The 25,600-nt window shown below is 67.2% G+C and carries 29 protein-coding genes; 17 read left to right on the top strand and 12 right to left on the bottom strand.

Features of this window, described 5'->3' with window-relative positions; all coding sequences use genetic code 11:
* Window positions 1–3: 3 nt before the first annotated feature.
* Window positions 4–477, top strand: a complete 474-nt coding sequence (locus ASE61_RS02665) for a GNAT family N-acetyltransferase (protein ID WP_061964363.1) — start codon at window positions 4–6, stop codon at window positions 475–477.
* 77 nt (window positions 478–554) lie between these two features.
* Here the strand turns inward: ASE61_RS02665 and ASE61_RS02660 are convergent, their stop codons facing one another.
* Window positions 555–758 carry a DUF1289 domain-containing protein gene (locus tag ASE61_RS02660; RefSeq protein WP_061965522.1) on the bottom strand — a complete coding sequence of 68 codons (204 nt, stop codon included), beginning with the start codon at window positions 756–758 and terminating at the stop codon, window positions 555–557.
* Window positions 755–1,600, bottom strand: coding sequence for an adenosylcobinamide-GDP ribazoletransferase (locus ASE61_RS02655; RefSeq protein ID WP_061965520.1), 846 nt, complete (start codon window positions 1,598–1,600; stop codon window positions 755–757). The genes ASE61_RS02660 and ASE61_RS02655 overlap by 4 nt, the downstream gene beginning before the upstream one ends.
* A 115-nt stretch (window positions 1,601–1,715) precedes the next feature.
* Here ASE61_RS02655 and cobT point away from each other — a divergent pair, with 115 nt between their 5' ends.
* Complete coding sequence (cobT, locus tag ASE61_RS02650; RefSeq protein WP_061965518.1) at window positions 1,716–2,735, top strand: nicotinate-nucleotide--dimethylbenzimidazole phosphoribosyltransferase; 1,020 nt, start codon at window positions 1,716–1,718, stop codon at window positions 2,733–2,735.
* Here cobT and ASE61_RS02645 read toward each other — a convergent pair.
* Together ASE61_RS02645 and ASE61_RS02640 are read right to left on the bottom strand one after the other, a co-directional pair.
* Complete coding sequence (locus ASE61_RS02645; protein WP_061964361.1) at window positions 2,732–3,850, bottom strand: D-alanine--D-alanine ligase family protein; 1,119 nt, start codon at window positions 3,848–3,850, stop codon at window positions 2,732–2,734. The two genes, cobT and ASE61_RS02645, sit on opposite strands and share 4 nt — an antisense overlap.
* 91 nt (window positions 3,851–3,941) lie before the next feature.
* Window positions 3,942–5,459: a sensor histidine kinase gene (locus ASE61_RS02640; RefSeq protein WP_061964359.1), complete on the bottom strand. Its 1,518-nt coding sequence runs from the start codon at window positions 5,457–5,459 to the stop codon at window positions 3,942–3,944.
* Between the two features lie 87 nt (window positions 5,460–5,546).
* On the opposite strand from ASE61_RS02640, the gene ASE61_RS02635 reads away from it, so the two are divergent.
* The 6 genes from ASE61_RS02635 to ASE61_RS02610 all read left to right on the top strand — a co-directional run bounded on the left by ASE61_RS02635 (window position 5,547) and on the right by ASE61_RS02610 (window position 8,915).
* A complete protein-coding gene (locus ASE61_RS02635; protein ID WP_162260055.1) occupies window positions 5,547–6,098 on the top strand; it encodes a thermonuclease family protein in 552 nt (183 codons plus the stop codon).
* A gap of 99 nt (window positions 6,099–6,197) precedes the next feature.
* A complete protein-coding gene (locus ASE61_RS02630) occupies window positions 6,198–6,650 on the top strand; it encodes a hypothetical protein (protein ID WP_061964357.1) in 453 nt (150 codons plus the stop codon).
* Window positions 6,651–6,746: 96 nt separating this feature from the next.
* Entirely contained in the window at window positions 6,747–7,358 is a 612-nt protein-coding gene (locus ASE61_RS02625; protein ID WP_061964355.1) for a glutathione S-transferase family protein, read from the top strand.
* Window positions 7,358–7,825 carry a hypothetical protein gene (locus tag ASE61_RS02620; protein ID WP_061964353.1) on the top strand — a complete coding sequence of 156 codons (468 nt, stop codon included), beginning with the start codon at window positions 7,358–7,360 and terminating at the stop codon, window positions 7,823–7,825. The genes ASE61_RS02625 and ASE61_RS02620 overlap by 1 nt, the downstream gene beginning before the upstream one ends.
* Window positions 7,825–8,292 (top strand): hypothetical protein, encoded by a 468-nt coding sequence (locus tag ASE61_RS02615; RefSeq protein WP_061964351.1) that lies wholly within the window; start codon window positions 7,825–7,827, stop codon window positions 8,290–8,292. The genes ASE61_RS02620 and ASE61_RS02615 overlap by 1 nt, the downstream gene beginning before the upstream one ends.
* A complete protein-coding gene (locus ASE61_RS02610; RefSeq protein WP_061965516.1) occupies window positions 8,289–8,915 on the top strand; it encodes a uracil-DNA glycosylase family protein in 627 nt (208 codons plus the stop codon). The genes ASE61_RS02615 and ASE61_RS02610 overlap by 4 nt, the downstream gene beginning before the upstream one ends.
* 9 nt (window positions 8,916–8,924) lie before the next feature.
* On the opposite strand, the gene ASE61_RS02605 is transcribed toward ASE61_RS02610, so the two are convergent.
* The 3 genes from ASE61_RS02605 to ASE61_RS02595 form a co-directional block, all read right to left on the bottom strand.
* A complete protein-coding gene (locus tag ASE61_RS02605) occupies window positions 8,925–9,308 on the bottom strand; it encodes a hypothetical protein (RefSeq protein ID WP_061964349.1) in 384 nt (127 codons plus the stop codon).
* Window positions 9,309–9,446: 138 nt separating this feature from the next.
* On the bottom strand, window positions 9,447–10,541 hold the full coding sequence (locus ASE61_RS02600) for a TRAP transporter substrate-binding protein (RefSeq protein WP_061964347.1): 1,095 nt from the start codon (window positions 10,539–10,541) through the stop codon (window positions 9,447–9,449).
* 244 nt (window positions 10,542–10,785) lie between these two features.
* Window positions 10,786–11,871, bottom strand: coding sequence for a TRAP transporter substrate-binding protein (locus ASE61_RS02595; RefSeq protein ID WP_061964345.1), 1,086 nt, complete (start codon window positions 11,869–11,871; stop codon window positions 10,786–10,788).
* Between the two features lie 188 nt (window positions 11,872–12,059).
* On the opposite strand from ASE61_RS02595, the gene ASE61_RS02590 reads away from it, so the two are divergent.
* The 3 genes from ASE61_RS02590 to ASE61_RS02580 are packed head-to-tail and all read left to right on the top strand — an operon-like array spanning window position 12,060 to window position 14,419.
* Window positions 12,060–12,572 (top strand): GNAT family N-acetyltransferase, encoded by a 513-nt coding sequence (locus ASE61_RS02590; protein WP_061964343.1) that lies wholly within the window; start codon window positions 12,060–12,062, stop codon window positions 12,570–12,572.
* Window positions 12,573–12,590: 18 nt separating this feature from the next.
* The gene (speB, locus tag ASE61_RS02585) at window positions 12,591–13,643 is read left to right on the top strand and encodes an agmatinase (RefSeq protein ID WP_061964341.1); all 1,053 of its coding nucleotides are present in this window, start codon (window positions 12,591–12,593) and stop codon (window positions 13,641–13,643) included.
* Window positions 13,640–14,419 (top strand): hypothetical protein, encoded by a 780-nt coding sequence (locus ASE61_RS02580; protein WP_061964338.1) that lies wholly within the window; start codon window positions 13,640–13,642, stop codon window positions 14,417–14,419. The genes speB and ASE61_RS02580 overlap by 4 nt, the downstream gene beginning before the upstream one ends.
* Before the next feature lie 16 nt (window positions 14,420–14,435).
* Here the strand turns inward: ASE61_RS02580 and ASE61_RS02575 are convergent, their stop codons facing one another.
* On the bottom strand, window positions 14,436–15,110 hold the full coding sequence (locus ASE61_RS02575; RefSeq protein WP_061965514.1) for a hypothetical protein: 675 nt from the start codon (window positions 15,108–15,110) through the stop codon (window positions 14,436–14,438).
* Between the two features lie 179 nt (window positions 15,111–15,289).
* Here ASE61_RS02575 and ASE61_RS02570 point away from each other — a divergent pair, with 179 nt between their 5' ends.
* From ASE61_RS02570 to ASE61_RS02555, 4 genes are all read left to right on the top strand, one after another.
* Window positions 15,290–16,492, top strand: coding sequence for an MFS transporter (locus tag ASE61_RS02570; protein ID WP_082617037.1), 1,203 nt, complete (start codon window positions 15,290–15,292; stop codon window positions 16,490–16,492).
* A 199-nt stretch (window positions 16,493–16,691) separates the two neighbouring features.
* Window positions 16,692–17,465, top strand: a complete 774-nt coding sequence (locus ASE61_RS02565) for a transporter substrate-binding domain-containing protein (RefSeq protein ID WP_061964337.1) — start codon at window positions 16,692–16,694, stop codon at window positions 17,463–17,465.
* 74 nt (window positions 17,466–17,539) lie between these two features.
* Complete coding sequence (locus tag ASE61_RS02560) at window positions 17,540–18,250, top strand: ABC transporter permease (RefSeq protein WP_061964335.1); 711 nt, start codon at window positions 17,540–17,542, stop codon at window positions 18,248–18,250.
* The gene (locus tag ASE61_RS02555; RefSeq protein WP_061964333.1) at window positions 18,247–18,963 is read left to right on the top strand and encodes an ABC transporter permease; all 717 of its coding nucleotides are present in this window, start codon (window positions 18,247–18,249) and stop codon (window positions 18,961–18,963) included. The genes ASE61_RS02560 and ASE61_RS02555 overlap by 4 nt, the downstream gene beginning before the upstream one ends.
* Window positions 18,964–18,970: 7 nt before the next feature.
* On the opposite strand, the gene map is transcribed toward ASE61_RS02555, so the two are convergent.
* Window positions 18,971–19,723 (bottom strand): type I methionyl aminopeptidase, encoded by a 753-nt coding sequence (gene map / locus ASE61_RS02550; RefSeq protein WP_061964331.1) that lies wholly within the window; start codon window positions 19,721–19,723, stop codon window positions 18,971–18,973.
* 133 nt (window positions 19,724–19,856) lie between these two features.
* Between map and ASE61_RS02545 the strand changes: the two genes are divergently transcribed.
* Complete coding sequence (locus tag ASE61_RS02545; protein WP_061964329.1) at window positions 19,857–20,723, top strand: NAD(P)-dependent oxidoreductase; 867 nt, start codon at window positions 19,857–19,859, stop codon at window positions 20,721–20,723.
* Between the two features lie 23 nt (window positions 20,724–20,746).
* Here the strand turns inward: ASE61_RS02545 and ASE61_RS02540 are convergent, their stop codons facing one another.
* Together ASE61_RS02540 and ASE61_RS02535 are read right to left on the bottom strand one after the other, a co-directional pair.
* Window positions 20,747–21,928 carry a multidrug effflux MFS transporter gene (locus tag ASE61_RS02540; protein WP_061964327.1) on the bottom strand — a complete coding sequence of 394 codons (1,182 nt, stop codon included), beginning with the start codon at window positions 21,926–21,928 and terminating at the stop codon, window positions 20,747–20,749.
* Window positions 21,925–22,827 (bottom strand): DMT family transporter, encoded by a 903-nt coding sequence (locus ASE61_RS02535; RefSeq protein ID WP_091855671.1) that lies wholly within the window; start codon window positions 22,825–22,827, stop codon window positions 21,925–21,927. The genes ASE61_RS02540 and ASE61_RS02535 overlap by 4 nt, the downstream gene beginning before the upstream one ends.
* 220 nt (window positions 22,828–23,047) lie before the next feature.
* On the opposite strand from ASE61_RS02535, the gene ASE61_RS02530 reads away from it, so the two are divergent.
* The gene (locus tag ASE61_RS02530) at window positions 23,048–24,793 is read left to right on the top strand and encodes a methyl-accepting chemotaxis protein (protein WP_162260054.1); all 1,746 of its coding nucleotides are present in this window, start codon (window positions 23,048–23,050) and stop codon (window positions 24,791–24,793) included.
* 42 nt (window positions 24,794–24,835) lie between these two features.
* On the opposite strand, the gene ASE61_RS02525 is transcribed toward ASE61_RS02530, so the two are convergent.
* A complete protein-coding gene (locus ASE61_RS02525; RefSeq protein WP_061964320.1) occupies window positions 24,836–25,600 on the bottom strand; it encodes a hypothetical protein in 765 nt (254 codons plus the stop codon).

The following is a 25,600-nucleotide window of genomic DNA, read 5'->3' as shown; positions in this document are numbered from 1 at the left end:
CCGATGAGCGAGATCGCGATCCGGCTGCTGCAGCCCGAGGACCACAAGCCGCTGGTCGCATTGATGGTCGAGATGCAGGGGCACTACAGCGTGCCGTGCCCGGCGTCCGCCGAAATTCTGGCCGGGCTCGCGGCTTTGCCGGCCGGCGTGGATATCCTCATCGCCGTCAAGGGCGAGACGGTCCTCGGCTTCGCCTCGGCCTGCAATCTCTATCCGGGACCGGGCCTGAAGACCGGCTATTTCCTCAAGGAGATCTATGTCGCCGATGCCGCACGGGGCGCCGGACTCGGCCGCAAGCTGATGACGGCACTGGCGGAGCTCGCCCTGGAGCGCGGTCATCGCCGCATCGACTGGACAGCCGATGCCGACGACGCCGCGCTGCTGCGCTTCTATGACGGGCTCGGTGCGGCTGCCTATCCGAAGAAGGTGTTCTATCGCCTGACTGGAGACGCGCTGGCCGACTTGGCGAAAGCCTAGCCGTCATTCTCGGGCGAAGCGCAGCTTCGACCCGGGGATCTCATGACCAGAAGGCACTGGTTTCCGAGATGCTCGGGTCAAGCCCGAGCCTGACGCGCATGTGGCTCGGACGGCTTTCCGGCGAGCCTCTTCGGCAACACCGCCATGATCGCCAGCCGCTCGGCCTCGCTCAGGCATCCCCATTGCGCGATCTCGGCGAGCGTCCGGCCGCAGCCCTCGCAGAGCTTGGTCACGGGATCGATGACGCAGACCTTGATGCAGGGCGTCGAGGCGCCGCTCATCGCCCCGGCCACCCGATCGCGAGCGCAAGGCCGAGATAGATCGCGATCTCGGCAAGCTGTTGGGCAGCACCGAGGATATCGCCGGTCTGCCCGCCGATCAGGCGCCGCGCCATGCGCGACAGCACCGCCGCCGCGCCATGCGCCAGTCCGAAGCCGATCAGCAGGCCGGCGATCGGCAGTTCAGCCGCAAGCCCGATCCCGGTCGCGAGGAAGAGGCTGAGGCCCAGCGCGATCCGCGCCGTCAGCACGGTCGGCTGGCCGACGGCGGCGGCCGCACCGCTGCTGCGTGCAGCCGGCTGGGTTGCCAGCATGAAAAGGCCCTCGGCGCGGGACCAGGGGGCCGCGACGAGCAGCGCCGCCGCCGCCGCCCAGGCGCCGGAGCGGTCGAGGATCATCGCGATCAGGCTCGCCCGCAGCAGCAGCGACAGCCCCAGCGCCAGCGCGCCATAGGAGCCGATGCGGCTGTCCTTCATGATCTCCAGCCGGCGCTCGGGCGTATGCCCGCCGAACAGGCCGTCGGCGCTGTCGGCGAGCCCATCCTCATGGAAGGCGCCGGTCGTCAGGGCGAGCGCGGTCAGCGCGAGCGCCGCGACGACGAAGCCGCTGAGGCCCGCCAGCCCCGCGCCCAGCGCGACGAGCGCGGCCGGCGCGGCGATGGCCAGCGCGGCGAAGGGCAGGGCGCGCGGCACCTCGCGGAAATCCGGGATGGCGTGGCCGTCGCTCTCGCCTGGCAGCAACGGCACCGGCAGGCGCGACCAGAAGCGCAGGCAGATCGCGGTCGCGATTCCCCAGCCCGGCCAGTTCGGCGGGGGCGTCTCGATCGTCGTTTCGGCCTCAGCCATGTCCGCCGCGCTGCTCCATTCGATTGTCTTCACGCCTCCGACCCTATAGCAGCAGCGTCAATCCTGCCGCCATGCCGATGCGCTGATGCGGCGCCCTCGCGTGATGGATTTGACCATGGCCGCCTCCGGATTGCCCTTCGACGATATCCGCGAGCTCATTGCCGCGATGCCCGGTCCCGATATGGAAGCCGCGAACGCGGTCCGCGCCCGCGATGCCAACCTGACCAAGCCGGCCGGCAGCCTCGGCCGCATGGAGGAGATCGCCGAATGGCTCGCGGCCTGGCAGGGCAAGGGGAAACCCGCGGTCGACCGGCCGCTGGTCTGCGTCTTCGCCGGCAATCATGGCGTGGTCGCGCAGGGCGTCTCGGCCTATCCGCAGGCGGTGACGCGCCAGATGCTGGAGAATTTCGCGGCGGGCGGCGCGGCGATCAACCAGATCTGCGCGGCCTACGATCTCGGCTTCAAGGTCTTCGATCTCGCGCTCGACCTGCCGACCGGCGATTTCACCCAGACCGATGCGCTCGACGAGCGCGCCTGCGTCGCCACCATGGCCTTCGGCATGGAAGCGCTTGTCGGCGGCACGGACCTGCTCTGCCTGGGCGAGATGGGCATCGGCAACACCACCTCGGCGGCGGCGATCTATGCCGCGCTCTATGGCGGCGAGGCTGCGCATTGGTGCGGCCGCGGCACGGGCGTCGACGACGAGGGCCTGAAGCGCAAGGTTGCGGCGGTGGAAGCCGGCCTTGCCCTGCATCGCGCCCATCTCAAGGACCCGCTCGAAGTGCTGCGCCGCCTCGGCGGGCGCGAGGTCGCGGCGATCTGCGGGGCGATCATCGCGGCGCGTTCGCAGCGCATCCCGGTCATCCTCGACGGCTATGTGGTGACGGCTGCCGCCGCGATCCTGCACGCGATCGAGCCGTCCACCATCGACCATTGCATCGCCGGCCATCTCTCGTCCGAAGGTGCCCATGCCGATGTGCTCACCCGCCTCGGCAAGGTGCCGTTGCTGGCGCTCGACATGCGCCTCGGCGAGGGTTCCGGCGCGGCGCTCGCCGCCGGCCTCGTCAAGGCGGCGGCGGCGGTCCATTCGGGCATGGCGACCTTCGAGCAGGCGCAGGTCGCGCGGAAGGATTAGCCTTCGTAGTCCGTCTTCAGGCCCGCCCGCTCGGCATGGCGCTCCTGCGCCAGCTCGATCAGGCGGGTGATGAGGGCGGGGTAGGGCAGGCCGGAGGCTTCCATCATCTTCGGATACATGCTGATCGCGGTGAAGCCCGGCAGCGTGTTGATCTCGTTGAAGAAGAAGGCGCCGCTCTGGCGGTCGAGGAAGAAGTCGACGCGCGCCATCCCGCTGCATTCCAGCGCCAGGAAGGCGTCGATCGCGAGCTGCCGCACGCGCGCCATCTGCTCGGCATCGAGCTTCGCCGGCAGGTCGACGCTGGCGCCGTCCTGGTCGAGATACTTGGCCTCGTAGGAATAGAACTCGTGCTGCGGGCCGGCATTGAGTTCGCTGGCGACGCTCGCCACCGGCGGGTCGCCGTCGAGCACGGCGACCTCGATCTCGCGGGCGTCGATGCCCTGCTCGATCAGAACCTTGGTGTCGTACTGGAAGGCATCGTCCAGCGCGGAGCCGAGCGCCTCCCAGCTTTTGACCTTATGGACGCCGACGCTGGAGCCCATGTTGCAGGGCTTGACGAAGACGGGGAGCGTGAGCCGCCCCTGCGCCGCCTTGGCAGAACCTTCCGGATCCCGCCGCCAGTCGCGCCGCGACAGGGCGAGATAGGGCGCTACCGGCAGCCCGGCGAGCGCGGCCAGCCGCTTGGCGATGTCCTTGTGCATGCCGACAGCCGAGGCCAGCACGCCCGAGCCGACATAAGCCGCGCCGGCCAGCTCCAGCAGGCCCTGCATGGCGCCGTCCTCGCAGAGCGGGCCATGGATCACCGGAAACACGACATCGACCGGCGCGATCGCCGGTGCCGTGCTGTCGGCCGGCAGGATGGCGGTGCGCCCGCCCTGCGGCTCCAGCCGGATCGCGGGTGAATCGGCGGGGATCGGCAGGCTCTCGGTATTGGCCGTCTCGATCCGGCGCAGGTCGTGGCATTGCCAGCGGCCCTGCTTGTCAATGCTGACCGGAACGGGCTCGAACCGGTCGCGGTCGATATAGCGCAGGACGGAGGCCGCGGATTTCAGCGACACCTCATGCTCGCCCGACTTGCCCCCATAGAGCACGGCGACGCGCGTTTTCCGGTTCATGGTCCGATAGTCCGAGAGGCTGGAGGAAATGCTTCGACGAGGCGGTGAAAGGATGTCGCCGACGGGTGGGGCGAGATTCGGGCGCTCGCGATCACGCCGCCCGGGTCTTCGGCTCGGGCAGGGCGGCGAGCGTGTCCATCACGCGCTCGGCCGGCAGCGTGATCGTGACCTCGGTGCCGGCGCGCGGCCTGGACTTGAGATGGAAGCCGCCGCCATGCAGGTCGATCAGCCCCTTGACGATCGGCAGGCCGAGCCCCGAGCCCTGCTCGGCGGTCTTGATCGCGAGCGAGCCGCGCCCGAAGCTCTGCATCACGATCGGGATCTCGTTCTCGGGGATGCCCGGTCCGGTATCGGCGACGGAGACATATTGCCCGCCGGTCGCGGTCCAGCCGACCTTGATCGTGATCTCGCCGCCCTGGGGCGTAAACTTGATCGCGTTCGAGAGCACGTTGAGCACGGCCTGCCGGATGGCGCGTTCGTCCGCCCAGACGCGCGGCAATTGCGGCTCTGCCAGCGCGCGGATGCTTTGGCCCTTCGCCTTGGCGCGCAGCGCCAGCATGTGCTGGCAGTCCTCCACGACGCTGGGCAGCGAGAGCGCCTCCTCGTTCAGCTCGTATTTGCCGGCCTCGATCCGCGACAGGTCTAGGATTTCGTTGATCAGGTCGAGCAGATGCTGGCCCGATCCGTGGATATCGCCCGAGTATTCCTTGTAGGCGGCATTGGCATGCTCGCCGAAGATCTCGTTCTTCATCACCTCGGAGAAGCCGAGGATGGCGTTGAGCGGGGTGCGCAGTTCGTGGCTCATCGTGGCCAGGAAGCGCGACTTGGCGAGGTTGGCCTCTTCCGCCTTGCGCCGCGCCTCGTCCGAATTGGCGTTGGCGGTTTCCAGTTCCGCGATCAGCGCGTCCTTCTCGGCCCGGAAGACGATCGAATCGACCGAGCTCGCATAGAGGCGGTTGGCGAGGAAGATGAAGAAGAGCTGGGCCGAGGCCGCCATCAGCGCCATGGTGACGCTGTCCATGTCGCGCCGGTCCCAGAAGAAGACCATGATCCCGGCGATGATCGGGGTCAGCCCGGCATAGACCGCGATCGGGATCGTCGCCGACAGCATCACGGTGAGAGCGCTGACGATCAAAAGGGCGGTGGTGACGAAGACCTTGGCGCCGGGCGCGTCGACCGGGACGAACAAGAGCAGCAGCAGCGACCAGGCCAGGCCGTGCAGGCCCTCGGCGAAGGCGAAGAGCCGGCGCCAGAGCTTCAGCCGGACGTCGTCGGGGACCTGGGCGAGAAAGCGCCGCGCGATCAGCACGATGATCAGCGTCGTGAGCAGCACCGCGCCGCTCCACACCGCGACGATCGGGGTCGGCAGCCAGAGGCAGGCGGCGGCGGCGATGCCGAGCACCAGAACGAACGTGCCGGCCGAGCCGGCGATCCGATACTGCGCGAAGACACGCAGCAATTCGTTGTCGAAGGCGCGTTCCAGCCCGGTCGACGAGGTCAGCCGTTCGCGCGCGGATCTGACCTCGCGCGTAACCAGCTTCCGGCGCGCCACGGCCGAGGGGTCGGGTCCGCGCCCGCGCTGCACCTGTTCGGCCGTCACTTCCGTCATGGTCGGGAGCGTGTATCCTCATTCGGCCGCTGCGACATGCAGGGGCCGGCTCGCCATCATGGACACCAAATCGTTAAGCTCTTCCTGATGGCACCCTTCGGATTCGGTCGCTCCCGCTATGGACCTTTCGGCTGGCGCCGTGTCGGCCGGCCGGTCGACTTCGTGGTCGCGCTCGGGCTGCTCGGTTTTCTCGGTCTCGCCGGCGCGATCCTGCAATATCGCCTCGGCCCGGCGAGGGAACTCGTCGGAGCGGCCCAGGCGATCGACGGCGATTCGGCGCGCCTGCTCGGCGAGGAACTGCGGCTGGAGGGGATCGACGCGCCCGAATACCGCCAGAGCTGCACCGCGCGCGACGGCAGACGGGTGGCCTGCGGGCGTGAGGCGCGGCGCGCCCTGCAGGCGCTGTTCGCGCGCGGGGTCACGCGTTGCGAGATCGGCAAGGCCGACCGCTACGGCCGCGGGCTCGCCCGCTGCTGGCAGGGCGAGACCGACATCAACGCGACGCTGGTCCGCGAAGGCCACGCGGTCTCCTACGGCGCCTATCGCGCCGAGGAGGACGCGGCGCGGGCGGCCGGTCGCGGCATCTGGGCGACGCAGTTCGAGCGCCCGGAGGCCTGGCGCCGCAGCCAGGGCCGTTAGGAAGAGCCCATCGCAAATCGTTCAAATGACGGACGTCCTGTTCCGCGGCAGTTGCGATCTTCCGATCAGGCGGAAGCGCCGGGCTGGGAGGATTGAAACATGGTCGCGCCGTTCACCTATAATTTCTTCGGCCACCCCGAATTCATCTTCAATCTGAGCGGCTCGGTCGGGTTGAACGGCGCCAACAAGAGCGAGGATGTCCAGTTCATCCAGTTTGCTTTCAAGATTCTGGCGAGGCGCAGTCCCTTCGCTGAGCTGAACGCCGCGATCAAATCCATCGCCGTCGGCGAGCCCTGCGCTGGCCGGGAAGGCGACAAGCTCGTCACGGCGATCCGAGCCTACCAGAAATGCCGGGCCGGCCTGACGGCTGACGGCAAGATCAATCTGGTTCCCGCCAACACGAACGGGAAGCTCTATACGATATACGCGATCAACATGGATCTCGTCGTTGAAGAGGGGGTGGACTACCCTCGCGTCGACCGGGTGTCCGGCTGCCCGGCCCTTGTGAAACAGGCGATCAGGGACATCTTTCACGACACCAAGGGAGATTGAGCCGCTCCCGGTGTCCGCCCACGCCGCATACGCTCAACATGGTTGACCGCTGCGCCGCCGTCGTGATCGGGTGCCCTCCGACACGGAGGCTGTTCGATGAAGCTCTATGATGGCGGACGGGCGCCGAATCCACGGCGGGTCCGCATCTTCTTCGCGGAGAAGGGTGTGCCGCTGCCGGAGCTCGTGCCGGTCGACATCGCCCGCAAGGAACACCGGACCGAGGCCTTCACCAGGCTGAACCCCGCCCAGCGCCTGCCCGTCCTCGAACTCGACGACGGCACCGCGCTCGCCGAGACGATCGCGATCTGCCGCTATCTCGAGGCGCTGCACCCGCAGCCGCCATTGTTTGGCCGGGATGCGAAGGAACAAGCCACCATCGAGATGTGGAACCGGCGCGTCGAGCTTGGCCTGTTCGCCAGCGTCGCCGCGATCTTCCGCCACAGCCACCCCTCGATGGCGGAGCTGGAGGACCAGGTGCCGGAATGGGCCGAAGCCAATCGTGACCAGATGGACGACCATCTCTGGCTGATCGAGCTGCAGCTCGCGGCCAATCCCTTCATCTGCGGCGAGGCCCTGACGGTGGCCGACATCACCGCCGGCATCGCCATCGACTTCATGAAGCCGTCGCGCGTGCCGCTGCCGGAGGATTTCGTCCATATCCGCCGCTGGCATGGCGCGCTTTCGGCCCGGCCGAGCTGGAAGGTCTGATGCTTCGCCTGGTCCTGGCCCTGCTTGCCGCCCTGGCCTCGTCCGTTCCGGCCTCGGCCGCCGAAAGGCTGAGCGGCGAGGCGATCGAGCGCGCCTTTCGCGGCAACACGGTCTCCGGCCGCTACACCAATGGCGGCTTCTTCACCGAGTATCACGACCCGAATGGCCAGGCGCTCGGCCACAATGGCTGGCAGGCCAATACCGATGCCTGCTGGATCACCAAGCCTGACCGCATCTGCTATTATTACGGTCCGCAGAGCGACCGGACGGTGCATTGCTTCTCGGTCGAGATGAGCGGCGATCTCTATGTCCTGCGCAACAGCGGCAACGGCATGGTCAATGCTCTGGCGAAGATCGAGCCCGGCAATCCCCGTGGTCATACCGACAACGGCACGCCGTGGTATTGCGACGGGCTGATCTCGCGGGGGACCGAGCCCCCGATGAGCCGGAAACTGGCGCGGCGCTGATGTCCCGGTTTGCAGGCCTCGCGATTCTTGCCTTGAGTCTGCTGGCGGCGGCCCAGGCCGCGGCCGTCGAGCGACTGAGCGGCGAGCAGATCAGGCAGCTCTTCGAGGGCAACACCGTCTCGGGCCGCTATTCCGGCAGCAACCTGCCGTTCAGCGAATATCATCACGCCGATGGCCGGGCGAGCGGGCATAATCGCAACGTGCCGAACACCGATGCCTGCTGGATCACGACCCCGGACGCCGTCTGCTATTACTACGGCCCGCAGGAGAAGCGCCGCACCTATTGCTTCACCATCGAGACCAGCGGTGACCTCATCGTCATCCGCAGCCGCCCGAGCGGCCGCATCAACGGCCTCGCCCGCGTCGAGAAGGGCGATCCCTACGGCTACGCCGCGAGGAAATCCGACTGGGTTTGCGACGGGCTGATCTCGCAGGTGCCGGGCCGGTCGCGGCTGGCGCGCCGATGAACGCGACGGAGCGGCTCGACGAGGTGCTGGCGGAGCTGCGTGCCTGCCGCATCTGCCGCGACGAGCCTCGCTACCTGCCGCCCCTGCCGCATCAGCCCCGCCCGGTCATCCAGGCATCGGTGACGGCCAGGATCTGCATCGCCGGCCAGGCGCCGGGCACGCGCGTCCATGCCAGCGGCCGGCCCTTCACCGACCCCTCGGGCGTGCGCCTCAGGAACTGGCTCGGCATCGACGAGACGATTTTCTACGATGCGGCGAAGGTCGCCGTGGTGCCGATGGGGTTCTGCTTTCCCGGCCTCGATGCCAAGGGCGGCGACAAGCCGCCGCGGCGGGAATGCGCGCCGACCTGGCGAACCCGCGTCTTCGCGGCGTTGCCCCGGATCGAACTCGTGCTGGCAATCGGGCGCTATGCCCAGAACTGGCATCTCGGCCCGAAGGAGGCCGCCAATCTCTCCGCCACCGTCGCCAACTGGCGCGAGATCCTCGCCAGGCCGGTCTTGCCGCGCGTCCTGCCTTTGCCGCACCCGTCCTGGCGCAACAATGCCTGGCTCAAGCGCAATCCCTGGTTCGAGGACGAGCTCGTACTGGTCCTGCGGGAAGAGGTGGCGCGGCTGCTGCGCTGACAGATTGGTTCAGTAGCGGAAGGGGCTGGAATCGAGCCCGCGATTGACCTGGCCGCGCACGCCGACGACCGAGCGGACGGGCCCCAGCGCCGTCTCTCCCCGGGTTTCCAGATAGACCAGCCCATCGGCCCGGCTGCCGTAGCCGTTGCGCGAACTCTTGCCGAACTCGGCGCGGATCGAACCGCCGGCCCGCACGCAGAATGCGGAGCCCTCCACCCGGACGAAGCCGGCACCGTATTCGGGGCAGGGGCGGGCGGCGGCGCCGGGCTTGGGTGCGGGCTTGGCGTAGGCTTCATGCGGCGCGGGCTTTCGCGGCAGCGGCTCGCCGATCGACTGCGCCGAGGCTGCGGACGCGAGGCCGGACAGAAGCAGGGCAAGGGCAGTGCGGAGCATGGCTGGAATCCGGGGCGACGATCCCTGCTACTGAGCCAGCAAGGCGCAGTTGTGGCAAGGCCGCGGGCTCTCGGCCCGCCAATAGAAAACCCCGGCTTGCGCCGGGGTGAGTGTCCCTCGCGCTACGGCTCCGTTGGATCAGAGCTGGTTCGAAACGCGCGAGCGGATCAGGAAATTGTCGAACGTGTATTCGGCGATCTGGAACCAGAGATATTCGTCGCCGCGGAACGCCGCCATCGAATCGTAGAGCTTCTTGAAGTCCGGGTTCTTGGCGGAGGTTTCGGCATAGACCTCCTTCGAGGACTTCAGGCAGGCTTCGAGGATCTCCTGCGAGAACGGCCTGAGCTGCGCGCCGCCGGCGACGAGGCGCTTCAGCGCGGCCGGATTGCGGGCATCGTATTTCGCCTGCATGTCGATATTGGCTTGGGCGGCTGCCGTGGTGAGCAGCGATTTGTAGGTCTTCGGCAGCTCGTTCCATTTCTTGTCGTTGATGAAGAAATGCAGCGCCGCGCCGCCCTCCCACCAGCCGGGATAGTAGTAGTAGGGCGCAACCTTGTTGAAGCCGAGCTTCTCGTCATCGGCCGGGCCGACCCATTCGGCGGCATCGATCGTGCCCTTTTCGAGCGCCGGATAGATGTCGCCGCCGCCGATCTGCTGCGGCACGACGCCGAGCTTGCTCACCACCTGCCCGGCGAAGCCGCCGATGCGCATCTTGATGCCTTGCAGGTCGGCGACCGTCTTGATCTCCTTGCGGAACCAGCCGCCCATCTGGCAGCCGGTATTGCCGCCGGGCAGGGCGTAGATGTTCGCCTTCTTGTAGAACTCGTTCAGAAGCTCGTTGCCGCCGCCATGGTAGAACCAGGCATTCTGCTGGCGCGAATTCAGCCCGAACGGTACCGCGGTGCCGAAGGCGAAGGTCGGGTCCTTGCCGACATAGTAATAGGATGCGGTATGGCACATCTCGACCGTGCCGTTGGTGACCGCATCTGCGGCTTGCAGGGCAGGCACGATCTCGCCGGCCGCGAAGACCTGGATCTGGAACTTGCCGTCTGTCGCTTCCGAGACCGCCTTCGCCAGCACCTCCGATGCGCCGAAGATCGTGTCGAGCGATTTAGGGAAGGATGATGTGACGCGCCATCTCACCTCGGGCATGGACTGCGCGATGGCCGGGCTGGCGATCACCCCGGCAGCAGCCCCGGCCCCGGCAACCTTCAGGAAATGACGACGACTCATCGATTTTGCCCTCCCCAAGGCCATGCGCGCCGGTTTTCCGGTCGTCGCGAACGCCTGTGAGGAAAGCAGGTCTGTTGGCGGGCGCAAGAGGAATTTGCATGGCAATCATGCAAATTCGTCATGAGTCGGCTGCGAACCTTTTCGAAGCGCGATCGATGAAGCCGCGCGTTTGCGCCGTTTCGATGAAAAAAGGCCCGGCTTTCGCCGGGCCTCCTGTCGATGAGCCGTCGTGGCGCCTGATCGCTCAGCGGGCGCGCGTGCGGACCTGGAAGACGTCGAAGCTGAGTTCGGCGACCTGCCACCAGAGATACTGGTCGGAACGGAAGGCGGCCATGGCCTCGATCGCCTTCTTGAAGTCCGGGTTCTTGGACGAGATCTCGGCATAGAGCTCGTTGGAGGCCTTGAGGCAGGCTTCCATCACGTCCTGCGGGAAGGGGCGCAGCTGCGTGCCGGCCGCGACCAAGCGCTTCAGCGCCGGCGGGTTCACCACGTCGTACTTCGCCGCCATCTGCGTGTTGGCATAGGTGCAGGCGGCGGTCAGCGCGGCCTGGTAGGCCTTCGGCAGGGCGTTCCACTTCTCCAGGTTGACGAAGGCGTGGACGGTCGGCCCACCCTCCCAGAAGCCCGGATAGTAGTAGTACGGCGCGACCTTCGCGAAGCCGAGCTTCTCGTCGTCATAGGGGCCGACCCACTCGGCGCCGTCGATCGTGCCCTTTTCGAGCGCCGGATAGATGTCGCCGCCGCCGAGCTGCTGCGGCACGAGGCCGAGCTTCTGCAGCACCGAGCCGGCGATGCCGCCGATGCGCATCTTCAGGCCCTGGATGTCGGCGACCGACTTGATCTCCTTGCGGAACCAGCCGCCCATCTGCGCGCCGGTATTGCCGCAGGGCAGGCCGTAGGCGTTGAACTTCTTGTAGAACTCGTTGAACATCTCGTTGCCGCCATGCTGGAACAGCCAGGCGTTCTGCATGCGGGCATTGAGGCCGAACGGCACCGAGGCGGCGATCGCGAAGGTCGGGTCCTTGCCGACATAGTAATACGAGACGGTATGCGCCATCTCGACGGTGTTGTTCGTGACCGCATCGAGGGCCTGCAGCGCCGGAACGATTTCGCCGGCCGCGAAGACCTGGATCTGGAACTTGCCGTCGGTCAGCTCGGAGACCATCTTGGCCATGATCTCGGCGCCGGCATAGATCGTGTCGAGCGACTTCGGGAAGCTCGACGCCAGGCGCCATTTGATTTCCGGGTTAGACTGGGCGACGGCCGGCATGGCGACGGCGGTCGCGGCAGCGCCAGCCGCGGCGGTCTGGATAAACTGACGACGCTTCATCTAGACATTCTCCTCGGATGTTTGGCGGATGCGGGCGTTTCGAAACAGGTTCTGCCGCCCGGCGTTCGGAATCGGGTTGTAGCGAATGGATTTTCGAAGTGCGAGGGATTTCATCGCCGATTCCTGCGACTTTCGGCTAGTTTTCATCCCCATCTTGGCGGGCTTCTGCGGCAGTGGTTAAAGCGGGCATGATCGAGACCGAAAACCTGCGCCTGCGCCGTCCCGAAATCGGAGATCTCGAAGCGATCCATGCGATGCGCAGCGATCTCGCCATCGTCCGCTTTCTCGGCGGCCGGGCGCTCAATCGCGAGGAAGCCTGGCATCGGCTGACCCGCATCGTCGGCCACTGGGCCCTGCGCGGCTATGGCATGTTCGCGGTCGTCGATAAGCGCAGCGGCGCCCTGGTCGGAGAGGTCGGCCTGTTCGACGGTTGCAGGGGTCTCTCCCCGGATTTCGACAATGCGCCGGAGGCCGGGTGGATTCTGGCCGGCGAGGCGCAGGGCAAGGGCTATGCGGGGGAGGCGGCGGCGGCTGCGCATCGCTGGTTCGCCGTCGCACATGGCGAGCAGCGCAGCGTCTGCATCATCGCGCCCGAGAATCTTGCCTCCTTCCGTGTGGCGCACAAGCTCGGCTACAAGAGCTTCGGACAGGTCGATTACCAGAACGGGCCGGTGGTGATGCTCGAACGCATTCCCGGCTGACGAAGCGGAGCGGGAAATATGGATCAGGACAGGCTCGCGAAGCTGCGGGAGCGCTATTCCGGCAGTGGCGGCGGCGAAATCCGCGACCCCCATTTCGCCAAGGTGGCTGCCGGCCAGTTCACCGGCGACCAGCGCAAATGGCCCTTCGCGGATGTCGCGACCTTCCTCAGCGCGCCCTATCGCCCTGACGCCCTTGCCGCGCCCGGCCTCGGCGGCCTCGATGTCGCGATCATCGGCGTGCCCATGGATCTCGGCGTCACCAACCGCGCCGGCGCGCGCCTGGGCCCGCGCGCCGTCCGCGCGATCGAGCGCATGGGGCCGATGGACCATGCGCTGGGCACCGCGCCCTTCACCATGCTCAAGGCGGCCGATATCGGCGACGTGCCGTTCCGCTCGCGCTATTCGCTGGAGAGCTGCCACGAGGATATCGAGGCGACCTTCAGGACGATCGTCGAGGCCGGCGTTTCGCCGCTTGCCGTCGGCGGCGACCACTCGATCACCTATTCGATCCTGAAGGCGGTCGGCGCGAAGCGTCCGGTCGGCATGGTCCATATCGACGCCCATTGCGACACCTCCGGCCCTTACGAGGGCTCGAAATTCCACCATGGCGGGCCGTTCCGGCAGGCCGTGCTCGACGGCGTGCTCGACCCGCAGCGGGTCATCCAGATCGGCATCCGCGGCGGTGCCGAATATCTCTGGGAGTTCTCCTACGAATCCGGCATGACCGTGATCCATGCCAACGAGGTCGACGATCTCGGCCTCGACGCGGTGATCGCCAAGGCGCTGGCCGTGATCGGCGATGGGCCGACCTATGTGTCCTTCGACGTCGATTCGCTCGATCCCGGCTTCGCGCCCGGCACCGGGACGCCGGAAGTCGGCGGCCTGAGCCCGCGCGAGGCCCTCGCGATCCTGCGGGCGCTGAAGGGGCGCGACATCGTCGCTGCGGATGTCGTAGAGGTGGCGCCGCAATACGACGCGACCAGCAATACGGCGCAATGTGCGGCCCAGGTGCTCTTTACGGAGCTCTGCCTGTTGGCTGAGGCGCGCGCTTCGGGAAAAGGAAGACCATGATTCGGATTCGATCGATCGCGCGGATCGCCGCGCTGAGCGGGTTGTGCCTGCTGACCCCGGCTGCGCGTGCAGAAGTGCCGGCCAATGGGCAGGCCTATCTGGATGCGGCCCTCGCTTCCGTCGAATCGCTGCTCAGGCTCTACGATGGCAAGGGAGCTCTGCCGCGCCTGTCCGATCCGGTCGATGGCAAGGTTCTCGCCGATGTCTGGAATGTGCCGGCGATTCTCGGCAAGGCACCCTATGGCGCCGCGGATCTCCCGGCGCTGCACGATATCGTGCAGAAGCAGACCCGCGTCCTTCAGGTCTACGCGCTGTTCCAGCCGGGGCAGGGCCGAAAGGAGCCGGACCTGGCCGCGAACGCCGTCGAATTCCAGGATGAATTGACCCGCGCGCGCGTCTTCCTGCTCAAGGCGGCCGGCGGCACCTTGTCGGCGATCAACGATTTCTCCTTCAGGCTGAAGGAGGAAGACAAGACCGAGGCGCGGGCGCAAGGCTTGCGGCAGATGCGGCTCGGCCTGCAGGAGATCGTCGTCGGCGCGGCGCTGGCGCTGCGCGGCGCCGGGCTGAGCGATGCGAATCGCCTGCTGATCGCGCAGGCTTTCGCGGAGAATGCCGGGGGCATCGCCGCCGCGCTCGCACCGCCGGACCGCAACGCCCTCGTCGGCGCGCTCCAGGCGGTGAGCCCGACCCTGAAGCCGGAAGCGCAGAAGGCGGTTGCGGAATTTGCCTCTGTCGTGGCCGCCGCTCCCTGCGAAGGCTTCTGCAAGGTCAATTGAGACAGGCCCGGCCCTTTCAGGGCCGGGTTGCCAGCCAGATCACGTGGCGCGCCCCGCCGCCGGTGCGGCGGGCGCGTGCCGTCACCTCTTCGGTGGCGAAGCCGGCCTGGCGCAGCCGCCGGGTGAAGCCGCGGTCCGGCCCCGAGGACCAGACCGCGAGAATGCCGCCGGGCCGCAGCGCCGCTTTGGCGGCCTGCAGCCCCGCCGCCCCGTAGAGCTGGTCGTTGCCGGCCACGGTCAGCCCCTCCGGACCATTGTCGACATCGAGCAGGATGGCGTCGTGGCGCCCTTTGCCGGCCGCGATGGCCGCGGCGACGTCGGTGACACGCATCTGCACGCGGGCATCGTCGAGGCTGCCGCCGAAGACTGCGGCCATCGGCCCCCGCGCCCAGGCGACGACGGCCGGGATCAACTCGGCCACCTCGACCTGCGCGTCGCCAGGCAGCTTGGCAAGCGCGGCCCGCAAGGTGAAGCCCATCCCCAGGCCGCCGATCAGGATGCTCGGCTGCCGGCGCTGTCCCAGCCGGTCGCAGACCAGGGTCGCCAGCGCCTCCTCCGAGCCGCTGAGGCGGCTGTTCATCAGCTCGTTGCTGCCGAGCATGATCGAGAATTCGCTGCCGCGCTGTTTCAGCCGGAGGTCGCCGCTGCCGTCCGGCAGCGCTGCGGTATCGAGGGTGGTCCAGGGTATCACGTTGCTCTCGCCTGTCTGGGAAGCCGCCTTATAGCGCATTCGGCTCGAACGCCTGGAAGCCAAAACGATATGCGCTGATTGCATGAAATATCGTCACGCACGACGTTGATCGGTCGATGCTGCATGGCTATCTCATGTTGCGGCGCAGCATTGCGCCTGCTTCTCCGTGAAAGCCCGTCATGACACTCGCCGCGAACGATCGCAGCCTGGATGCGCCGGTATCCGCCCGTACGCCCGCCTCGGTGGGGCTGGTGCTGTTCGCGCTGGCCATGGGCGGCTTCGCCATCGGCACCACCGAATTCGCGGCGATGAGCCTGTTGCCTTACTTCTCGGCGGGGCTTGGCGTCGACGAGCCGACGGCCGGCCACGTCATCAGCGTCTATGCGCTCGGCGTCGTCGTTGGCGCGCCGCTGATCGCGGTGCTGGCGGCGCGGATTCCGCGCCGGACGCTGCTTATCGGGCTGATGGGCCTGTTCGCGCTCGGCAACGGGCTGAGCGCGCTCGCCCCGAACTATCACTGGATGCTGGTCTTCCGTTTCCTGAGTGGGCTCCCGCATGGCGCTTATTTCGGGGTCGCGGCGCTGGTCGCAGCCTCCCTCTCGGCGCCGAACCGGCGGGCGCAGTCGGTGGCGCGCGTCATGCTCGGTCTGACGGTCGCGACGATCATCGGCGTTCCCGTCGCAAGCTGGATGGGGCAGGTCCTGGGCTGGCGCTCGGGCTTTGCCATCGTCTCCGCGCTCGCCTTGCTGACGGCCCTCCTGATCGCGCTGTTTGCGCCGCGCGATGCAGTGCAGCCTGGCGCGAGCCCATTGCGGGAGCTCGGTGCGCTGAGGCGCCGGCAGGTCTGGCTGACGCTCGCGACCGGCGCCATCGGCTTCGGCGGGCTCTTCGCCGTCTACGCTTATCTCGCTTCGACCCTGATGGCGGTGACCGGGGTCTCGCCCGCGCTGGTCCCGGTCGTGCTCGCAGTCTTCGGTCTGGGGCTGACGGCAGGTACGCTCGTCGCCGGCTGGGCGGCTGACAGGGCGCTCGTTCCCGCAACCGCAGGCATGCTGCTCTGGAGCGCCTTCTGGCTGGCGGCCTTTCCCTTCGCTGCCGGCAATATCTGGGCGGTGTCGCTGGTCATCTTCATGATCGGCAGCGGCGGCGGGCTCGGTGCCATGCTGCAGACCCGGTTGATGGATGTCGCCGACGACGCGCAGACGCTGGCTGCCGCGCTCAATCACAGCGCCTTCAACACCGCCAATGCGCTCGGCCCCTGGCTCGGTGGCATGGCGATCGCCGCTGGTTACGGCTGGACCTCGACCGGCTGGGTCGGTGCGGCGCTGGCGCTCGGCGGGCTCGCGATCTGGATCGTCGCGGTTCTCGACGCTCGCCGCTGAGTAGGGCGGCGGGTCTCCGCCCCGCCTATAGCCCTGCTTCTTTGGTCGCATCCCGGCTCCAGGCGCGGATTTGGACGCGCAAGCTGCGAAAAGCTGCATCGCTCCCTCTTGCGAGTGGAATGAAACTGCGCCCAATCTGTCGCCACAGAACCGGACCGGGACAACAGCAAGACCGGCCGGCTGAATCTGCGGAGGTCCCATGAAGAGTTTCGTTCGTTTTATCGCGGCGGCGGCGTTGACGGTCGTCGGCGCGACAGGGGCGCTCGCCCAGGCCAAGGAGTGGAAGGAGATCCGGATCGGCACGGAGGGTGCCTATCCGCCCTACAACAACCTGAATGCCAAGAAGGAGCTCGAAGGCTTCGAGATCGATTACGGCAACCTGCTCTGCGAGAAGATGAAGGTGAAATGCACCTGGGTCGTGCAGGATTGGGACGGCATCATCCCGGCGCTGCAGGCCAACAAGTATGACGTCATCTTCGCCGGCATGAACGCGACCGATGAACGCAAGAAGCAGGTCGACTTCACCTCGGTCTACAGCAAGACTCCGATCTGGGTGATCGGCCCGAAGACCACCAAGTCGGACGACATCTCGCCGGCCGCTCTCAAGGGCAAGTCGATCGGTGCGCAGGGCTCGACGATCCACGCCAACTACGTCGAGAAATTCTACAAGGATTCGACCGCGCGCCTCTATCCGACCCAGGAAGAGGCCAATCTCGATCTGCTCAACGGCCGTCTCGACTATATCGTCGCCGACGCGCTCGCCCTTGCCGATTTCCTCAAGGGGAAGGGCAAGGATTGCTGCAAGAAGATCGCCGAGGTGAAGCGCGACGACGCCATCCACGGTCCCGGCGTCGCCGGCGCGGTCCGCAAGTCCGACACGGCGCTGAAGGACATGATCAGCAAGGCCATCGCCGAGACCATGGCCGACGGCTCGCACAAGAAGCTCGAGGACAAGTGGTTCAAGTTCGACTGATCTGACATCGACGATGATCACCCGTCGGCCGTACCGGGCCGGCGGGCTTCAGTTCCTCGCGCGCCGGCCCTCCCATGTTCGACAAATTCGCTCTGCTTGGCTTCGGGGCCGGCGGCTGGGGCCTGGCCCTGCTGCAAGGTGCCGCCAACACCATATCCGTCGCGCTCGCGACCTTGCCGTTCGGCCTGGCCCTCGGCCTGATCATCGCGCTGTTGAAACGTTCCGACAGCGTGTTTTTGCGCGCGCTGGCGACGATCTACACCACCGTCTTCCGCGGCGTGCCGGAACTGCTGACGCTCTACATCATCTATTTCGGCATCCAGGTGCTGATGCAGCGAATCTGGACCGGCTTCTCGATCCCGCCCTTCGTCGCCGGCATGGTCGCGCTCGGCCTCGTGCTCGCGGCCTTCTCCAGCGAGGTCTGGGTCGGCGCTCTGAACTCGATCCAGAAGGGCCAGCGCGAGGCCGCTTCGGCGCTCGGCCTGTCGAAGGCGCAGGCCTTCCGGCTCGTCGTCTTCCCGCAGCTGATCCGCGTGGCGCTGCCCGGCCTCGGCAATAACTGGATGGTGCTGCTGAAGGAGACCTCGCTGATCTCGGTCATCACGCTGCAGGACATCATGTTCATCGCGACGCGGGCCAATGTCGTGACCAAGGAGCCGTTCCTGTTCTTCGGCACGGCGATGCTGCTCTATTTCTTTTTCTCGCTGGTTTCCGCCTGGGGCATCGATAAGCTCGAACAGCGCACCAATCGCGGCCAGGCCGCCTTCGGCGGAGCGACGCGATGAACTGGTGCGAATATCCCGGTTATCTCGTCGGCAGCGAGGTCCTGCAGAACTACGGCTGCCGGATGGCGAGCGGCCTCTGGGTCACCTTCGAACTGGTGGTGATCACGGTCGCCATCGGCTTCGTGCTGGCGCTCGGCCTCGCCATTGCCAGGCTCTATGGCCCGCGCTGGGCGCGGATGGCGGTCAGCGGCTACACCACCTTCCTGCGCGGCACGCCGCTGCTCTGCCAGCTCTTCCTCGTCTATTACGGCCTCGGCCAGTTCCGCGAGTTCTGGCAGGATACCGGCCTGTGGTGGTTCTTCCGCGAGCCGTTCTACTGCGCGGCCTTCACCTTCACGATCAACACGGCCGCCTATCAGGCCGAGATCCTGCGCGGCGCCATCCAGTCGGTCCCGCGCGGGCAGTTCGAGGGGGCGCTTTCGCTTGGCCTGCATCGCTGGGCGACCCTGCGCCGCGTCGTGCTGCCGCAGGCGATGATCCTGGCGCTGCGCCCGCTCGGCAACGAATTGATCGTGATGATCAAGTCGAGCGCGATCGTCTCGCTGGTGACCCTGTTCGACCTGATGGGGGCGACGCGGCTGGCCTTCGCCCGCTCCTTCGATCTTTCGATCTATCTCTATGCCGCGCTGATCTATCTCGTGCTGGTCGAGATCATCCGGCGTGTCTGGGACAGGCTCGAAATCCGGCTGAGCCGCCACATGGCATTGCGCTGACCCGGCCTCAACCCGGCAGGGTCAGCACCACCGCGCCGCGAGGCGTCGCGACGACGGTATGCTCGTACTGTACGGTGGGCGCGCAAGGATCGCTGTAGAGCGTCCAGCGGTCGCCGTCGCCATGCTCGGCCCAGTCCGCGCCCAGAGACAGGAAGGGCTCGACGGTGAAGACGAGCCCGTTCGTCATGGTCCGGCGCTCTTTGCGATCCGGCCATGTCGCGATCTCCGTCGGCTCTTCGTGCAGCGAGCGGCCGACGCCGTGGCTCGCGAGATTGCGCACCAGCGTGTAGCCGTTCTTCTCGGCGAAGCGCCCGACGGCCTGCCCAATCCCTGCAAGCGGCTTGCCGGCGCCGACCTGGCCGATGCCGGCCCAAAGGGCGCGGCGGCCGTCGCGGCACAGGCGTTCGAGCTTCGGCCTGACCGGCGGCACGGTGAAGGACGCGCCGGTATCGCCGAAGAAGCCGTTTTTCTCGGCGGAGACGTCGATATTGACGAGGTCTCCCGCGAGGATGCGGCGTTCGCCGGGAATGCCGTGGGCGACCTCCTCATTGACGCTGATGCAGGTCGCGCCGGGGAACTCATAGGCGAGTTCCGGGGCAGGGCGCGCGCCATGGCGTTCGAGATAGTCGCGGCCGATCGCGTCGAGCTCGGCCGTGGTCATGCCGGGTTCGATCGCCTTGCCCATGGCCGCGAGCGCGCGGGCCACGATGCCGCCGATCTCTTTCAGCGCCTGCAATTCGTCGTCGTTCGATATCGTCATGAGCCGGAGCTAAGCCGCTGGTCCTCCGGCCGCAAGGGAAAAGCCGCATGGGCGGATGGCGCGCAATCGCCTTCCCCGTCCGGCGTGCGCACGCTAAAGCGTGGACATCTTCGGAGAAAAGCGGGAGCTCGGCATGGCCAAAGTCGCATTCATCGGTCTCGGCGTGATGGGGTTTCCCATGGCCGGCCATCTCAAGGCCAAGGGGCATGAGGTCACCGTCTACAACCGCAACCCGACGAAAGCGCAGGAATGGGTCTCCCGCCATGGCGGCCTCTCGGCGCCGACCCCCGCCGATGCGGCCAAGGGCCAGGAGATCGTCTTCTGCTGCGTCGGCAACGATGACGACCTGCGCGCCGTGACGATCGGCGAGAACGGCGCCTTCGCCGGCATGGAGAAGGGCGCGGTCTTCGTCGACCACACCACGGCCTCGGCCAATGTCGCGCGCGAACTCTACGAGGCCGCGAAGCAGGGCGGCTTCGGCTTCGTCGACGCGCCGGTCTCCGGTGGGCAGGCCGGCGCCGAGAACGGCGTGCTGACCGTGATGTGCGGCGGCGAGCCCGAGACCTATGCCCGGGTTGAATCGGTGATTGCGAGCTTCGCCCGCATGTGCAAGCTGATGGGTCCGGCCGGCTCCGGTCAGCTCACCAAGATGGTCAACCAGATCTGCATCGCGGGACTGGTGCAGGGCCTGTCGGAAGGCGTGCATTTCGCCAAGCGCGCCGGGCTCGATGTCGAGGCCATGCTGGAGGTCATCTCCAAGGGCGCCGCCGGCTCCTGGCAGATGGAGAACCGCGGCAAGACGATGAACCAGAACAAGTTCGATTTCGGCTTCGCCGTCGACTGGATGCGCAAGGATCTCGGCATCGTCCTCGACGAGGCCCGCCGCAACGGCGCGCAACTGCCGGTCACCGCGCTGGTCGACCAGTTCTATGCCGAGGTCCAGAAGATGGGCGGCAAGCGCTGGGATACGTCGAGCCTGATCGCCCGCCTCGAAGGCTGAGATCACGCTGGCCCGGTCTCACATCAGCGACCGGGCCGCGTCCGCACGAAACCGACGGCGGCGAGGCCCGCCGTCGTCAGAAGCCAGATCATCAGGTTCATCGATTGTGGCCAGAGCGTCACGAGCCAGCTGATCAGCACGGTTAGCGCTGCGCTGAAGCCGAGCTGGACAGCCCCCAATAATCCCGCTGCCGAGCCGGCCAGTTCCGGGCGGGCCGACAGCGCTTCGGCCGTCGCGCCGGGGATGGTCATGCCGTTGCCCATCGCATTCACGGCCAGCGGCAGGAACAGCGCCAAGGGCGACCACCAGGGCGTGAACGACAGGGCCATCGCCACGGCCGTTCCGATGAAGGAAATCACGAGGCCGCGGCGCACCATCGTTTGCGTGCCGACGCGCACCGCCAGCCGCGACATCGCGAAATTGCCGAGCATGTAGCCGAGCGCATTCAGGATGAAATAGGCGCCGTAGACGTCCGAGCCGCGGCCCATCGTCTCGACGACGATATAGGGCGTCGCTGCGATGAAGACGAAGAAGGCCGAGGACGCAGACGACCCAGCCACGACGTTCAGCGTGAAGTCGCGGTTGCGCACGAGCTCCGGAAAGACGCGGAAGACGCCGAGCAGTGAGCTCTGCCGGCCGAGATTGGGCGCCGTCTCGGGCAGGCGCGCGAGCGTGAAGACGAGCACGGCGACGCCGAACAGCGTCATGAACCAGAAGATCGCGCGCCAGCCGAAGGCGGTCTCGATCTGGCCGCCGAGCCAGGGCGCGAGCATCGGCGCCACCACCATCACCATGGTGACCGTGGCGATCTGGCTTGCGGCATGGTCGCGGTCGGCGGTGTCGCGGATGATGGCGCGCGACAAGGCGAAGACCGCGCCGCCGCCGGCGCCTTCCAGCACCCGCGCGATCAGCAGGATATGGGTCGAGGGAGCGAGCGCGCCGAGCACCGAGCCCAGCACGAACAGGGTCACGCCGGCATTGACGCAGGGGCGGCGTCCGAAGCGGTCCGATAGCGGCCCGATGATGAGCTGCGTTACGGCGACGGCGACCAGGAACAGCGTCAGCGTTAGCTGGATGGTGGCGTAGTTCGTGGTGAAATGCCGGGCGAGCGCCGGCGTGGCCGGAGCGAGCAGGTTGAGTGCGATCGGCTGCAGCGCCGAGATCGCGACGAGGATCGCGAGTGTCGGCTTGACTGCCGCCGTCACGCCGCCGGCTTTCGCGTGAGCTTCAGGTTGGAATCCGGCCGCACGCGTTGGCGGTGCATGGTGTAGAGGCCGCTGCCGACGATGAGCGCGACGCCGATGGCGGCGTAGAGATCCGGAACGTCGCCCCAGACGACGTAACCCAGCACGGTCGCGAAGACGATGATGGCGTAGCGATATTGCGAGATCACGCCGACATCGGTGCGCCGGAAGGCGCTGATGATGAAGAAGGTGCCGATCGTCACCAGAACGGCGGCGAGCGCGATATAGACGGTTTCCAGCCGCCAGACCGGCAGCCACTCTTCGGTGAGGCCATAGGCGAGGGCGACGAGGCCGACGAGGATCGTCGTCGTCAGCGACACCACGGTCGAGGGGACTTCGGCGCCGATGGTGCGGGTCGTCAGGTCCCGGCCGGCGACGAGACAGGCGCTGATCACGGCGACGATGGCGGCGGCATTGAAGGATTCGGCACCCGGGCGCACCACGAACAGCACGCCGATGAAGCCGACGGTCAGCGCCATCGCGCGCCGCCAGCCAACGCTCTCGATCCGCAGCAGCACCGCCAGCGCGACGATGAGCAGCGGAGAGGCCATGTTGATCGCGGTGAGGTTGGCGAGCGGCATCAGGCCCAGCGACCAGCCGAAGGTCAGCGCGCTGAAGGCCTCGAGAACGCCCCGCTGCAGCACGCGCGGACGGAACGCAAGGTGCAGCCGGTCGCTTTCCCGCGCCGCGAAAACGAGCGCGAGTCCGACCACGACCGCGAAACCGGTCCTGAGTGCGATCGCCTGTCCGGCCGGATAGATCTCGCGAGCGAGCTTCATGAACACGTCGTTGACGACGAAAAGCGACATCGCGACGAGCATGAAGATGATGCCGCGGCGGTTTTCGGCAGCGCTGGCCAAGGGATGAAAATCCTGTTCGGGAGGCTTCAGGCCGGCAGCCTGTCCGTATGGCGCGGAAACCCAGCCATACAGGGGCTGGCGATGCGGGTCCAATGCGTCTCCGGCAGGGGCGGCGCGCGGCAGCGTGGAAGCCTTTGTTAACCAGCCGGGACCATAACCGGACCCGAGCTTGACCTATGGTGAGACTGGGTAGGGGATGCAGGGCAGGATTCGACGCTGGTTGGGCGCCCGAACTCCGGTGGAGGAAGTCCCCGCGGCGCCCTTGCCTGTGGAGGACGTCACGTCTCGGCAGGCCGCCGCGACCCAGCCTTATGACGTGTCCGCCCACGATGCCGTCGACGATATCGAGCGTGACATCCTGTTCGCGATGCAGCGACTGACGAAGGAATTGGGCGAGGTCGAGCAGCGTTCGACCGAGTCCGAAAGCGGCTCGCGTGCCATCCTCGAGAATGCCGGCAGCATGCGCAGCGCCGTCGGTGCCGCCAGCGAGAACGCCTCCGCTCTTGCTGCCGCGACCCATCAGGTTTCGCAGGCGGCGGAGCAGGTCGACGGAGCGATGGTCAGCGTTCGCGACAGGCTTGATGCCGCCGTGTCGCGGGCTGGCGAGGCTGCGGTGATGCTGGATGGCCTGGCCGACGCAACGGGAGAGATCAGGGGCATCGTCGATTCGATCGCCGAGATCGCGCGCCAGACCAATCTCCTTGCACTCAACGCGGCAATCGAGGCCGCCCGCGCCGGCGAGGCAGGGCGGGGGTTCGGGGTCGTCGCCCACGAGGTCAAGACCCTCGCCGTGGAGGTCAGCGACGCCGTCGGCCATATCCGCGAGCGTGTCGACCGGCTGACCCGTGCCGCGCAGGGTTCGACCGGTATCGTCAACGACACCCTGGAGATCGTCCGGGGCGTCAATCCGATCATGGCGACGATCGGACGGGCGTCCCAGGAGCAGGTGAATTCGACCGCGGAACTTTCCCGCAACGCGCGGGAAACGGCGCTCTTCGTCGAGGGCGTTGCGCGCCGGGCCGACGAGATCGACCGGGTCGCGCATGAGACGGTGGCCGAGAGCGAGCGCGCCCGCCGGGCCACTCAAAAGGGCAGTCGCCTGGTCGGCAACATGCTCAGGCGCTTCAAGCCCGTGCTGCGCCATTCGGCCTTCGCGGACCGGCGTCGCTTCGATCGCTTTCCCACGGCCCGCAGCGCACATCTTGCGCTCGGCAGTGCCGATGTGTCCGGCCGGCTGGTCGACCTTGGCCGGGGCGGGGCCTTGCTGGCCGGCTCGCATCAGGCCCGGTTGCCGATCGGTGGCGCCGGCGTGGTCACGATCGAGGGCTTGCCCCCGCTACCTTGCCGCATGACGGGCACCAGCGAATTCGGCCTGCACCTTGCCTTCGCGGGCGATGCCGCTGCCGGCTGCGGCGAACTGGCGGGCATGATCGAGGAGATCGAACGCTCCTGGCGTCCGCTGATCGAGCGCGCCCAGGATTTCGCACGGGATACCGCGGCGGCGATGGAAGACGCCATCGACCGCGGTTTGCTCTCCGAGAATGATCTGTTCGATCTCCGCTATGTGCCGGTCCCCGAAGTCGAGCCGCGGCAATATCTGAGCCCGAGCCTGCCGGTGCTCGAAACGGTCCTGCCGCCTTTGCTCGCCGATGCGCTCGGCTCCGACCGGCGTCTGGTCTTCGCCGTGCCGAGCGATCGCAACGGCTATGTCCCGGTGCATCATGCCGCCTGGTCCCAGTCGCCGCGCTCCGGCGATCCCGCCTGGAACGCCGCGTATGCCCGCAATCGCCGGATCGTCGACAGCCGCGCGGGCTTGAGCGCCGGGCGCTCCGTCCGTCCCTTCCTCGTCCAGCTCAGTCGGTACGAGCATGAGGATGGCCGCGCCGAACTGCTGAGCGAGATCAACGCCCCGCTGCGCGTCCGCGGCCGCCATTGGGGCGGCGTGCGGATGGCTTATCGGCTTTGATGGGACATCGTCGCGCTGAGGGCGTGACCCGGTCTCGCCTGTCTACAACCGGTCCCAGTTCACGCTGATATTGAGCTTCTGGAACACTTGTTTCCACAGCGTGGCGGTCTGCTCGAGCCGGGCCGGATCGTAGACGCCCTGGACTTGATGTACGCTCAGCTCCCAGGTCCCTGCGCCCGAATCCTGCCAGACCTTGCCGAGCAGCCGCCGCAAACGCTCCGGATCGCGCGCGCCGGCGGCATTGCCGAACATCGTGAACTGACCCGAGTTCTGCAGCATGTCGGAGACGAGCAGGAGCTTGCGGTCTCCGCTCGGGACGCGGTTCTCGCGGCGCGAGACGACATCCCCGATCGCCTCGACGATCGGGGACTGATTGCCCTTTCCGGGCTGGGTCAGCACGGTCAAGGCCTCGTCGAGCGGGCGGCCGAATTTCTCGACCCATTTGACGTATTCGCGCCGCGGGTTGCCGATCAGTTCGCTCGCGGTCTTGCCGGGATTGCAGAGCGAGACCAGCGCAGGAAAACCCGGCTCGAACACGTCGTTGAACACATAGATCGACAGCATCCTGTCCGTCGGCAATTCGTCACCGACCTGCTTGACCAATGTCTTGAGACGCCCGGCCTGCACCTCGCTCCATGGATCGCTCTTGTCGACGAGGATGAGGGTGTGCCCGACGGGCCCGCTCTTCGGGCACAAGGTTTCCTGGTCGCGCGGCGGGCCGCGCAGCAGGGAGGGCGCCGCGAAGAAGCCGACGAGGCCAAGCCCGGCGAGCACGGAGGCGACGATCGCCCAGTTCTCGGTCTTCAT

The organism is Allobosea sp. Root670 (genome assembly GCF_001429415.1).
Taxonomy (GTDB): domain Bacteria; phylum Pseudomonadota; class Alphaproteobacteria; order Rhizobiales; family Beijerinckiaceae; genus Allobosea; species Allobosea robiniae.
The sequence above is the reverse complement of the archived record's forward strand: the minus strand, read 5'-3'. Positions and strand labels throughout refer to the sequence as shown.

Coding starts and splice junctions, on each gene's coding strand:
- ASE61_RS02560 (WP_061964335.1), top strand. CDS start 17,540: ATGTTCGACAAATTCGCTCTGCTTGGCTTCGGGGCCGGCGGCTGGGGC.
- ASE61_RS02615 (WP_061964351.1), top strand. CDS start 7,825: ATGTCCCGGTTTGCAGGCCTCGCGATTCTTGCCTTGAGTCTGCTGGCG.
- ASE61_RS02570 (WP_082617037.1), top strand. CDS start 15,290: ATGACACTCGCCGCGAACGATCGCAGCCTGGATGCGCCGGTATCCGCC.
- speB (WP_061964341.1), top strand. CDS start 12,591: ATGGATCAGGACAGGCTCGCGAAGCTGCGGGAGCGCTATTCCGGCAGT.
- ASE61_RS02595 (WP_061964345.1), bottom strand. CDS start 11,871: ATGAAGCGTCGTCAGTTTATCCAGACCGCCGCGGCTGGCGCTGCCGCG.
- ASE61_RS02635 (WP_162260055.1), top strand. CDS start 5,547: ATGGCACCCTTCGGATTCGGTCGCTCCCGCTATGGACCTTTCGGCTGG.
- ASE61_RS02605 (WP_061964349.1), bottom strand. CDS start 9,308: ATGCTCCGCACTGCCCTTGCCCTGCTTCTGTCCGGCCTCGCGTCCGCA.
- ASE61_RS02610 (WP_061965516.1), top strand. CDS start 8,289: ATGAACGCGACGGAGCGGCTCGACGAGGTGCTGGCGGAGCTGCGTGCC.
- ASE61_RS02525 (WP_061964320.1), bottom strand. CDS start 25,600: ATGAAGACCGAGAACTGGGCGATCGTCGCCTCCGTGCTCGCCGGGCTT.
- ASE61_RS02660 (WP_061965522.1), bottom strand. CDS start 758: ATGAGCGGCGCCTCGACGCCCTGCATCAAGGTCTGCGTCATCGATCCC.
- ASE61_RS02645 (WP_061964361.1), bottom strand. CDS start 3,850: ATGAACCGGAAAACGCGCGTCGCCGTGCTCTATGGGGGCAAGTCGGGC.
- ASE61_RS02555 (WP_061964333.1), top strand. CDS start 18,247: ATGAACTGGTGCGAATATCCCGGTTATCTCGTCGGCAGCGAGGTCCTG.
- cobT (WP_061965518.1), top strand. CDS start 1,716: ATGGCCGCCTCCGGATTGCCCTTCGACGATATCCGCGAGCTCATTGCC.
- ASE61_RS02565 (WP_061964337.1), top strand. CDS start 16,692: ATGAAGAGTTTCGTTCGTTTTATCGCGGCGGCGGCGTTGACGGTCGTC.
- ASE61_RS02665 (WP_061964363.1), top strand. CDS start 4: ATGAGCGAGATCGCGATCCGGCTGCTGCAGCCCGAGGACCACAAGCCG.
- ASE61_RS02625 (WP_061964355.1), top strand. CDS start 6,747: ATGAAGCTCTATGATGGCGGACGGGCGCCGAATCCACGGCGGGTCCGC.
- ASE61_RS02545 (WP_061964329.1), top strand. CDS start 19,857: ATGGCCAAAGTCGCATTCATCGGTCTCGGCGTGATGGGGTTTCCCATG.
- ASE61_RS02580 (WP_061964338.1), top strand. CDS start 13,640: ATGATTCGGATTCGATCGATCGCGCGGATCGCCGCGCTGAGCGGGTTG.
- ASE61_RS02655 (WP_061965520.1), bottom strand. CDS start 1,600: ATGGCTGAGGCCGAAACGACGATCGAGACGCCCCCGCCGAACTGGCCG.
- map (WP_061964331.1), bottom strand. CDS start 19,723: ATGACGATATCGAACGACGACGAATTGCAGGCGCTGAAAGAGATCGGC.
- ASE61_RS02630 (WP_061964357.1), top strand. CDS start 6,198: ATGGTCGCGCCGTTCACCTATAATTTCTTCGGCCACCCCGAATTCATC.
- ASE61_RS02600 (WP_061964347.1), bottom strand. CDS start 10,541: ATGAGTCGTCGTCATTTCCTGAAGGTTGCCGGGGCCGGGGCTGCTGCC.
- ASE61_RS02640 (WP_061964359.1), bottom strand. CDS start 5,459: ATGACGGAAGTGACGGCCGAACAGGTGCAGCGCGGGCGCGGACCCGAC.
- ASE61_RS02590 (WP_061964343.1), top strand. CDS start 12,060: ATGATCGAGACCGAAAACCTGCGCCTGCGCCGTCCCGAAATCGGAGAT.
- ASE61_RS02620 (WP_061964353.1), top strand. CDS start 7,358: ATGCTTCGCCTGGTCCTGGCCCTGCTTGCCGCCCTGGCCTCGTCCGTT.